10 protein-coding genes are annotated in these 9,231 nt (G+C 55.5%); 3 read left to right on the top strand and 7 right to left on the bottom strand.

Going from position 1 to position 9,231, the window contains the following annotated elements; genetic code table 11:
• Positions 1 to 383: 383 nt before the first annotated feature.
• The 6 genes from ENI00_RS05465 to mutM form a co-directional block, all read right to left on the bottom strand.
• Positions 384 to 1,916: a phosphoenolpyruvate carboxykinase gene (locus ENI00_RS05465; protein ID WP_304100010.1), complete on the bottom strand. Its 1,533-nt coding sequence runs from the start codon at positions 1,914 to 1,916 to the stop codon at positions 384 to 386.
• A 171-nt stretch (positions 1,917 to 2,087) separates the two neighbouring features.
• On the bottom strand, positions 2,088 to 2,942 hold the full coding sequence (gene hslO / locus ENI00_RS05460) for an Hsp33 family molecular chaperone HslO (protein ID WP_304100007.1): 855 nt from the start codon (positions 2,940 to 2,942) through the stop codon (positions 2,088 to 2,090).
• Between the two features lie 80 nt (positions 2,943 to 3,022).
• Positions 3,023 to 3,430: a ribosome-associated heat shock protein Hsp15 gene (gene hslR, locus ENI00_RS05455; RefSeq protein WP_304100005.1), complete on the bottom strand. Its 408-nt coding sequence runs from the start codon at positions 3,428 to 3,430 to the stop codon at positions 3,023 to 3,025.
• A gap of 41 nt (positions 3,431 to 3,471) precedes the next feature.
• Positions 3,472 to 4,179: a GMP/IMP nucleotidase gene (yrfG, locus tag ENI00_RS05450; RefSeq protein ID WP_304100002.1), complete on the bottom strand. Its 708-nt coding sequence runs from the start codon at positions 4,177 to 4,179 to the stop codon at positions 3,472 to 3,474.
• A gap of 132 nt (positions 4,180 to 4,311) precedes the next feature.
• The gene (locus tag ENI00_RS05445; protein WP_304099999.1) at positions 4,312 to 4,644 is read right to left on the bottom strand and encodes a hypothetical protein; all 333 of its coding nucleotides are present in this window, start codon (positions 4,642 to 4,644) and stop codon (positions 4,312 to 4,314) included.
• Between the two features lie 204 nt (positions 4,645 to 4,848).
• Positions 4,849 to 5,661 (bottom strand): bifunctional DNA-formamidopyrimidine glycosylase/DNA-(apurinic or apyrimidinic site) lyase, encoded by an 813-nt coding sequence (gene mutM / locus ENI00_RS05440; RefSeq protein ID WP_304099996.1) that lies wholly within the window; start codon positions 5,659 to 5,661, stop codon positions 4,849 to 4,851.
• A gap of 161 nt (positions 5,662 to 5,822) precedes the next feature.
• Here mutM and ENI00_RS05435 point away from each other — a divergent pair, with 161 nt between their 5' ends.
• The gene (locus ENI00_RS05435) at positions 5,823 to 7,001 is read left to right on the top strand and encodes a DesA family fatty acid desaturase (RefSeq protein WP_304099993.1); all 1,179 of its coding nucleotides are present in this window, start codon (positions 5,823 to 5,825) and stop codon (positions 6,999 to 7,001) included.
• Here the strand turns inward: ENI00_RS05435 and rsmD are convergent.
• Positions 6,977 to 7,630 (bottom strand): 16S rRNA (guanine(966)-N(2))-methyltransferase RsmD, encoded by a 654-nt coding sequence (rsmD, locus tag ENI00_RS05430; protein WP_414674215.1) that lies wholly within the window; start codon positions 7,628 to 7,630, stop codon positions 6,977 to 6,979. The two genes, ENI00_RS05435 and rsmD, sit on opposite strands and share 25 nt — an antisense overlap.
• 159 nt (positions 7,631 to 7,789) lie before the next feature.
• On the opposite strand from rsmD, the gene ftsY reads away from it, so the two are divergent.
• Together ftsY and ENI00_RS05420 are read left to right on the top strand one after the other, a co-directional pair.
• Entirely contained in the window at positions 7,790 to 8,995 is a 1,206-nt protein-coding gene (gene ftsY / locus ENI00_RS05425) for a signal recognition particle-docking protein FtsY (protein ID WP_304099989.1), read from the top strand.
• Positions 8,996 to 9,046: 51 nt separating this feature from the next.
• The coding region (locus tag ENI00_RS05420; protein WP_304099986.1) for an ATP-binding cassette domain-containing protein at positions 9,047 to 9,231 on the top strand (185 nt) is incomplete at its 3' end.

Here is a 9,231-nt window from a genome sequence, read left to right as displayed (position 1 = left end):
GTTTATCGAGCCGGCCCGGCAGAAAGGCAACGTTGGTGTCAGGGTAGTGCGCAAGCACTCTGTCATCGTACAAGACGGCTACGTTTCTGTTTTCGGTCACCTTGTTCCCTCCGTAACGCCTGCTCACATAAATTCGCGGCTAAATGCCGCGTGTGCGCAGTTTCCTGCATAATCATAGCCATAAAACCGGGATTAGGCGATTCTCTAGTCCAAAGCCACCCGACAACACAGGGTGCTGAAGCGCCGTTTTATTGATCGGACGGTGCCAGTTGATTTCGCCATGACTTGTATAGACCGCAGTGAGGGTCTTGTCGCTACCATAAAAAAGAGCGCCTTGCTTACCGCAGGGCGCTCTTTCAAAAGGATGCGCAGTAATGGCAAGCTCAGAGCTTCGGGCCGGCCTCCACGATGGCGTCGGAAACATCAAATTTCTTGAAGTTTTCGACGAACTGGCTGATCAGCTCTTCCGCTTTGTTGTCGTAGTCGTCCGCGCTGGCCCAGGTGTTGCGTGGGCTCAACAGCTCGCTGTCGACGCCCGGCACGTGCTTGGGAACGTTTACATTCAGGGTGGGCAGGTGCTCGGTTTCAACATCGTCCAGATTGCCGTTCTGAATCGCACCGATGATGGCGCGGGTCGTCGGGATACTGAAGCGAGAACCCTGGCCGTGAGCACCGCCGGTCCAACCTGTGTTAACCAGGAAGACTTTGCTGCCGTACTCGTCAATGCGCTTCATCAGCAGCTCGGCGTATACACCGGCCGGCCGCGGGAAGAATGGCGCCCCGAAGCAGGTGGAGAACGTGGATTTCAGCTTGGACGATGAGCCCATTTCCGTGGATCCAACCAGAGCTGTGTAGCCGCTCAGAAAGTGATACGCAGCGCCTTCACGGCTCAAAATAGACACGGGGGGCAAAACGCCCGTCATGTCACACGTCAGGAACACAACGTGAGTTGGCTCGCCGGCGCGGTTTTCAGGAACGCGTTTCTCTATGTGTTCGAGAGGGTAGGCGCAACGGGAGTTTTCGGTCAGAGAAACGTCGTTGTAATCCGGCTCACGGGTTTCGGGATCAATGGTGACGTTCTCAACAATAGCGCCAAAACGGATAGCATCCCAGATTATGGGCTCGTTCTTTTTGCTCAGATCAATGCACTTGGCGTAGCAGCCGCCTTCGATGTTAAAAACGGTGCCGGGGCCCCAGCCGTGTTCGTCGTCGCCAATCAGGAAGCGGTGCGGATCAGCGGAAAGGGTGGTTTTGCCGGTGCCGGAAAGACCAAAGAACAGGCAGGTCTCGCCGTCTTCACCAACGTTTGCCGAGCAGTGCATCGGCAGTACGTCTTTTTCCGGCAGTAGAAAGTTTTGCACGGAGAACATGGCTTTTTTCATCTCACCGGCGTAGTGCATGCCGGCTAAAAGCACTTTGCGGCGGGCAAAGTTAATAATGACACAGCCATCGCTGTTGGTGCCGTCACGTTCCGGAACGCATTCAAAGTTGGCGGCGTTCAGAATCTGCCATTCCTGTTTGTCAGCCTGGTTGTAGTTTTCCGGACGAATGAACAGGTTGCGGCCGAACAGATTTTGCCAGGCGGTCTCGGTGGTCATTTTGACGGGCAAGTAGTGCTCTGGATCGGAGCCCACATGAACCAGTGAAACAAAGCGATCTTTCTCAGCAATATAGGCTTCTACACGATCCCACAGGGCGTCAAACTTATCCGCTTCAAACGGCCGGTTAATGGGCCCCCAATGGATGTCGTCAGACGTGCTCGGCTCTTCCACAATGTAGCGATCCATAGGAGACCGGCCGGTACGATTACCGGTTTTTACAACCAGTGAACCGTTGGCGGCAAGTTCGCCTTCGTTACGTGCCAGTGCCTGCTCAACCAGCCTTGCTGTACTTAGATCATTATAAGTGTTGCTCACTTAGACCTCGCCCTCGGATGTCTTGGTGATTACTCAGGCCGCCCCCCAAATTGACGGTAAACTGAGCAACCACGTCAGTTCAGGCGCTCTCCTTTATCAGAGGCGCCGGTTAAAAACGACTTCTCCGAAGGCCATATGAACGCAGGCTTCCGGATGAATCTGTAACCACTGCTAGTGTAGCGTATGGCCAGCGAAAAGATGATCAATATCATTCCTATCGAAGCGATAGTGCGCGTGGCAGAATTGGCAGTCCATGTCTATGGCGCCCCGTTCCTCCAGTATGCTGTAGCATTCGTCTTTGCCAATGGCCTCGAGTGCGTTGCGAGTTCGCTCCTCGGAGCAGTTGCACTGGAACGCTACGTTCTCGGCGTCAAAAAGTCGCACGGTTTCTTCATGGAACAAACGATGCAGCAGGGTTTCGCTGTCCAGCTCCAGCAGTTCGTCCGCTTTCACGGTGCGCGCCAAATGGTTAACCCTCTCCCAGAGTTCGTCGTCCTGTTCTGTGGCCCCGGGTAGGCGTTGAAGCATCAGGCCGGCGGCGCCATGTTCACTGGAAAACAGGAACAGGCTGGTGGGAATTTGCTCGGAACGTTCAAAGTACTCCTCAAGGCATCCCGCCAGGCTGTCTCGTTCACGGGGAACCACGCCCTGATAGCGATTGCCCTGCTGCGGCGTAATGGTGATGGCCATGCGCCCTTCGCCCAGCAGGTTGTGAAAACTCTCCTCGCTGACCGCGTGTTCATCAAACCGCGCCAGGCCGCGAATTTTCCGGTCGTGACTGCATTCCGCCATCAGCGTTCGCAGCGGGCCTTTGCCCTGGGCCTGAATAGACAAGGTACCTTCAAATTTCAGACTGCTGCTCATAACGATACTGGCCACAAGCGCTTCGCCAAGCAGACCGCGAATGGACTCTGGATAGGGCGCCTGGTTGGTAATTTCCTGGAAGCTCTCGTCAAGCTTTACCCAGGCTCCGCGCACCTGGCTGTGCTCAAATATAAAACGTTGGAACTGGTCGCGGGATGCCATGCTGGTTCTCCTGAAAACTGGGTGCTTGATGCAAAACGTAAAACGATAAATGCCGGAATCACAGAGCAGGACTATCGGGTTCAGAGGCCATTCTGGTCACGGAATCGTTGAATATTGCGGCGATCTTTCTTGGATGGCCGCCGGGCGGGTGGCAGTTGAGCCGCTTGCATGGTTTTGCGCTGCCACGAGAGATCTTCCCGCTTTTTTACGCTGTCTTCGGTTTCATGATAGAGCGTTTGAGCTTCGGGCGCGCTGCGTCGGTGCTCGCTGAGCTCGTCTACAATCACCATCTTTTCCAGGAAGCCAAGGCGCAGGGTGACCGCAGCGCCTAGCTCTACCAGTCGGCCCGGCTTGCAACGCTGACTGTTGTAGTGAACTTTGCCGCCTTCAACTGCGGCTTTGGCCAGGGCGCGAGTTTTGTAGAAGCGCGCAGCCCAGAGCCATTTATCGAGTCTTACCCGTTGATCGTCCGAAGTGGATGCCGCCATGTCTCCTCACCTGATGGGCGTATGCCGGGATTATAACGCCCTCAGCCTGCAGATGGCAGGGGGCTTTTCTGGTTGGAGGGTCTTTGCTGGTGGATGGATGCCAGGATTTCATCGAAGTGATGAACGCAGGGTATCTCGGGATGTGTTTGCCGGGCAGCCTGCTTACTGTCAGGGGCGAGAATGCCCAGGCACTGAGCAATGCCGGCGGACCGGGCGCTTTCCAGTACCGGAAAGCTGTCATCGATCATCAGCGTTGTGGCGGCCGTGTAAGGCGCCAGTTGCTGCAGATCCTTCCAGAAACCGATGTCTTCCTTGGGTTTGCCCAATTGGTGGCTCGAAACAATGCCATCCACAAGGCTGTCGAGGCCCGTAAGTTGCAGCTTGAGTTCCAGCGGGTCGGGGTGGCAGTTGGTTACAATCACGGACTGCAGCCCGGTGTCTTTGAGCGCCTGAAGAAAGTTTGCCACGTGGGGGCGGTAACCTATGCGGTCACCTACTTCGGCCTTCAGGCCGGTGATGTCGATGGCGAGGCGCTCGCTCCAGTAGTCGGTGCAATACCAATTGAGCGTGCCTCGTTCAGCCATGATCATGCTGATTAGCTGCTCTTTGGCTTCAACCGGGTTCAGGTTGCGTTGCTCGGCATAGCGCAGGGGCAGGTGTTCTAACCAGAAATGGTTGTCGAAGTGCAGATCAAGCAGTGTTCCGTCCATGTCCAGGAACACGGTTTCGAGGGACGTCCAGTCGATCATAAAACAAAGCAGCCTGAGAAGTTTTCGTCAGGCTGTCCCAGATTCGCGTTTGAGGCAAGCGGGGATGTTACGGATACTGTTCTGAAACAGTTTGCCTGCAACGATGTGCCAGAAACGACGTGGCGATGAGGCTCAGTTGCCGGTCTGTTCTACCGTTGGTGCTTTTCGGCCTGACGTAGTACAACCCAGGCAGCGTACAAAGGTTGCTTTCGCCGGACCCACAACCAGAACTTCGCCTGCTTCTTCCGCGTTGCCACCGAGCAAAGAGAACGGCAGGGACACCAGGTACACAACGCTTCCCACAATGGTAGTGGCCAGTAGCACTGGGCGCACAAACACTGCATCACCTGCCATGGCCAGCGCTGACGGGCTTTCCTCAATGACACGTGCGTGGCCTACGGATGAAAAAGCCAGCAGGCAGGCCGCCAAAGTGGCCATCAGGGTGCGTGAAATAGTGCGGGTCATTAGTCTGTCTCCTGAACTTTTTGGGGCCCGTTGGTACCGGATTGTTCGAGGCCAGTACCGGGTTCGTGTTGGGTGCATCGAACCGTATTGTAACCTTCGGGCATTAATCCTCTGTTAACTATGAATCATATTTACGTATTTTCAAACGAATTTTCGTAGCAAATTGTGCGGTTCAGCACGGTTTCGGCCGGGTGTTGCACGAATCTATCTTTGGCACCGGGTGCAGTACACCGTAGATCGACCGTTCATGCGGATTTCTTTCAACGGTGTTGCGCACTCACAACAAGGCTCTCCGGTGCGGCCATAGACCAGCAAAGACTGGGCGAAATAGCCCGGTTTGCCATCGCTGTTGACGAAATCCCGCAGCGTGGTGCCGCCCATCAAAATGGCGGCGCTCAGGATTTCCCGGATGGCTTCCACAAGGCGATGGTAGCGGTCCAGGCTGATGCGCCCGGCCTTGCGCCGAGGGTGAATGCCGGCTTTGAAAAGGGCTTCGTTGGCGTAGATGTTTCCGACACCGACAACCACATGGCCGTCCATAATGAAGGATTTCACCGGCGTGCTTTTGCTTCGGGATAACCGGAACAGCATTCCGCCGCTGAAATCTGCTGATAATGGCTCCGGGCCCAGATTGGCAATTAACGGGTGGGTTGCGGCAGAGTCAGACCATAGCCAGCAGCCAAAACGGCGAGGATCGTTGAATCGCAGAATAACGCCGGAATTCAACACAAGGTCAATGTGGTCGTGTGTCGATGGCGTCGAATTGTCGGTGATGACGCGAAGGCTGCCAGACATGCCCAGATGAATGATGGCGGTGCCATGGTCCAGGTTGAGGAACAGGTATTTTGCGCGCCGATCCACCGTTCGGATAATGCGCCCCTCCATGTGCGCGGCAATATCCTCGGGCACTGGCCAGCGTAAACGGCCATTGCGCACCGTTATCCGGGCGATGGTTTGTCCTTCGCAGTGAGGCGCAATGCCGCGCCGTGTTGTTTCAACTTCGGGTAGCTCTGGCACGCAGCCGGTCTCCGATTAAGTTTTTAGGGGCTTGGCGCAGCGCACGTGTAGATCGCAATAAATTCGCCTTCAAAGGCAGTTGTTATGGCTAACACGTGTACGCTAAAGTAGGTGCATTGGCGCACTTATGGACGCTGTGAATTTTGATTTGAGGATTAACTATGTGGTTTAACGGTCTCCTTGACCTTTCGGTGATGCAGCTAATTCTTGTTGTGTTGGGTATGACCCACATCACAATTATCGGTGTAACGCTTTACCTGCACCGTCATTCAGCTCACAACTCACTGGATATGCACCCTGCACTGAAGCATTTTTTCCGCTTCTGGTTATGGCTGACCACAGCGCAGAATACCAAAGAATGGACTGCGATCCACCGTAAGCATCACGCTAAATGCGAGACGGCAGATGATCCGCACAGCCCAGTGGTGCTCGGAATACGGAAAGTTCTGTTTGAGGGCGCCGAGCTTTATGCTTCAGCGGCAACAGCGGAGAACCTTGAGCGTTACGGCCAGCGTACCCCTGAAGATTGGGTTGAGCGCAACGTTTACAGCCATTACAGGATGCTGGGCATCGTGCTGATGGCGGTGATTGATTTGGCGCTATTTGGCGTGCACGGCATCTGGATCTGGGCGGTTCAGATGGCCTGGATACCTTTCTGGGCGGCCGGCGTAGTGAACGGCATTGGCCACTGGATGGGCTATCGGAATTTTGAGTGTGCGGACAACGCCCGCAATATTTCTCCGCTTGGTGTTTTGATTGGCGGTGAAGAACTGCACAACAACCATCATACCTACCCCAATTCGTCAAAACTTTCGCGGCGCTGGTACGAAGTGGATATTGGCTGGGGCTACATCCGTCTGTTCCAGCTGTTCGGCCTTGCCAAGCCCAAAGGGTATCGTCCGATTGCCCACCATGTGCCGGGCAAGCAGGATATGAATGTGGAAACCGTGCAGGCGATAGCCAACAACCGTTTTGACATTATGCGGCAGTATCGCAAGCGGGTAACGGAACCGGTTTTGCGCCAGCAAAAAAGCCTGATAGATGATGAGGTTCGTCCCCGATATCGCAAGCTCAAACAGTTGCTCTCTCGGGAAGTGACGTTGATCAAGCCAAAGGAAAAGGAAACGTTGGAATTTGTTCTGGAGAGCAACGCAGTGTTGCGCCAGATTTATGAGAAGAGCCATGAGTTGCAGGCTCTCTGGCGCCAACGTGGGCTTAAGCCCCAGGACAAACTGCAGGCTCTGATGGAGTGGTGCAAAGAGGCAGAGGCCAGCGGTATTCGATATCTCGAAGATTTTGCGGCGCACCTGCGGGCCTATTCACTGCGCCCGGCGGCGTGAGACACCCGGTACAGGCAGTAAGTGACCTGCCCGGCTGTTTTCTGGCGATGCAGCTGCCAATTGGCGGGTGCAGCCGGCGCCTCGATGTCACTCTCATGTTCCACATAAACCCAGCCTCCAGGTTTTAACCAGCCTTGGATCTCCAGCAGCGGGAACAACGTGGTCAGCCAGTCCTGCCGGAACGGTGGGTCCATGAAAATAATATCGTACGGTTGCCGCGTTCGCTGACTGAGGTAGGCATCCGAGCCCGTGCACACCACGGTGCCCGAGCCCGAGCCCGAGCCGAGCAGGCGAAGATTGTCCCGCAGCGCGGTTGCCAAGGCAGCGTTGTTATCAATGAGAGTAGCGTGGGCTGCGCCTCTGGAAAGTGCTTCCAGACCCAGTGCGCCTGAGCCGGCAAACAAATCCAGACAGTCGCTTCCTGCCAGGTGAAACGCTAGCCAGTTAAACAGGGTCTCCCGCGTGCGGGCCGGAGTCGGGCGCACGCCGCCAACGTCAGGAAAACGTAGCTTTCGGCTGCGCCATTCACCACCAATAATACGCAGTTCACCCATCGCCGTCTGTTTTGCGGTCGCGCCTTTAGAAGGCTTGTTTGAAAGGCGCGGTCCTGCGGGTTTTCTGCGGGTCATGCCGTATGCTCCGAAAGCGGGTTACGTTCTTTGTGTGTGGCGCATCTTAGCGGAAATTTCGCCTTCTATGATAATCCACGAGATCCTCACTTCCCGGGGCCAGTCTGCTAGAATACCCGCTTTATTTATCCCGCCCATTCAGACTGACGGTATGACTTTATGATGGCAGAGTGGATTTCAGTCGGCCTTCTGGCCTTTCTTGTGCTCGTATTTGTTCTGGATATTGCCAGCAACCGCCGTCGTATCCCGCGGCCAAAACCTGTGCCCCAGCGCAAACCGGAGGCTGTGAAAGGCCCTGCGCCTGCGACGCCGGTTGGGAAGGAAGCCACAGAAACAGCCCCCGACCCCGCCCCCGCCCCTGAAGAAGCCGTTGAAATACCGGCCGCCGTTGAGCCAGAGGTGGTGGCAGAACCCGAGCCGGCACCAGAGCCTGAACCCGCGCCCCAGGTCAGTGTTTTTGAGCGTATAAAGCAGGGCCTCGGAAAAACCCGTGCAAGCCTGACCGGCGGTATGGCGGATATGTTCTCCGCGGGTAAGAAAATTGACGAAGAGCTTTTGGAAGAAATTGAGACCACTTTGTTGATGGCGGATGTGGGCGTGACGGCCACGTCAGAGATTATTGAGTCTCTCACCGATAAGCTCAAACGTAATCAACTCAAGGATGGCGAAGCACTGCGTAAGGCGTTGCGTGAAGAACTGCAAGGCCTGCTCAAAGACGTCACCAAACCACTGACGATTGATTCAGCGAAAAAGCCCTACGTTATCCTGATGGTTGGCGTGAATGGCGTAGGCAAAACCACCACCATTGGCAAGCTCACCAAAAAATTTCAGAACGAAGGCAAGTCGGTCATGTTGGCGGCCGGTGACACCTTCCGCGCTGCGGCCGTCGAGCAGTTGCAGGTATGGGGTGAGCGCAACAACGTTCCCGTTGTGGCTCAGCACACGGGTGCTGACAGCGCCTCGGTTATCTTTGACGCGATTCAGTCTGGCAAATCCCGCGGCATGGACGTGGTGATTGCCGATACGGCGGGCCGGCTGCAAAACAAAGACAACCTGATGGGTGAATTGGAAAAGGTTGTCCGGGTAATGAAAAAACTGGACGACACAGCTCCCCACGAAGTGATGCTGGTGCTGGACGCCGGCACCGGGCAGAACGCCCTGAGCCAGGCCCAGGTGTTCCAGAAGGTTGTTGGCGTAAGCGGCATTACCTTAACGAAACTGGACGGCACAGCCAAAGGCGGTATTGTGTTCGCCATCGCCCGTCAGTTGCAGCTTCCTATTCGTTATATCGGCGTGGGCGAGCAGGTTGATGATCTGCGTACCTTCGATGCTGAAACGTTCGTGGACGCCCTGTTTGCTGAATAAGTTGTTGAATAGTTTGCTGAATAACCCGATTACGTGGAGCAGTAGCCCGTCATGATCGAATTTCGCCAGGTTACCAAACGGTACGACAGCGAACACACTGCGCTGCGTCAGGTGAATTTTCATCTGGATCGCGGTGAGTTGGCGTTTCTGACCGGGCACTCGGGTGCGGGCAAAAGCACCTTGTTGAAACTCGTCATGGTGATGGAGCGACCCAGCGCCGGAGAAGTCGTCGTGGG

The organism is Marinobacter antarcticus, from assembly GCF_011049865.1.
Lineage (GTDB): Bacteria > Pseudomonadota > Gammaproteobacteria > Pseudomonadales > Oleiphilaceae > Marinobacter > Marinobacter antarcticus_A.
This window is presented reverse-complemented; position numbering and strand designations above follow the sequence as displayed.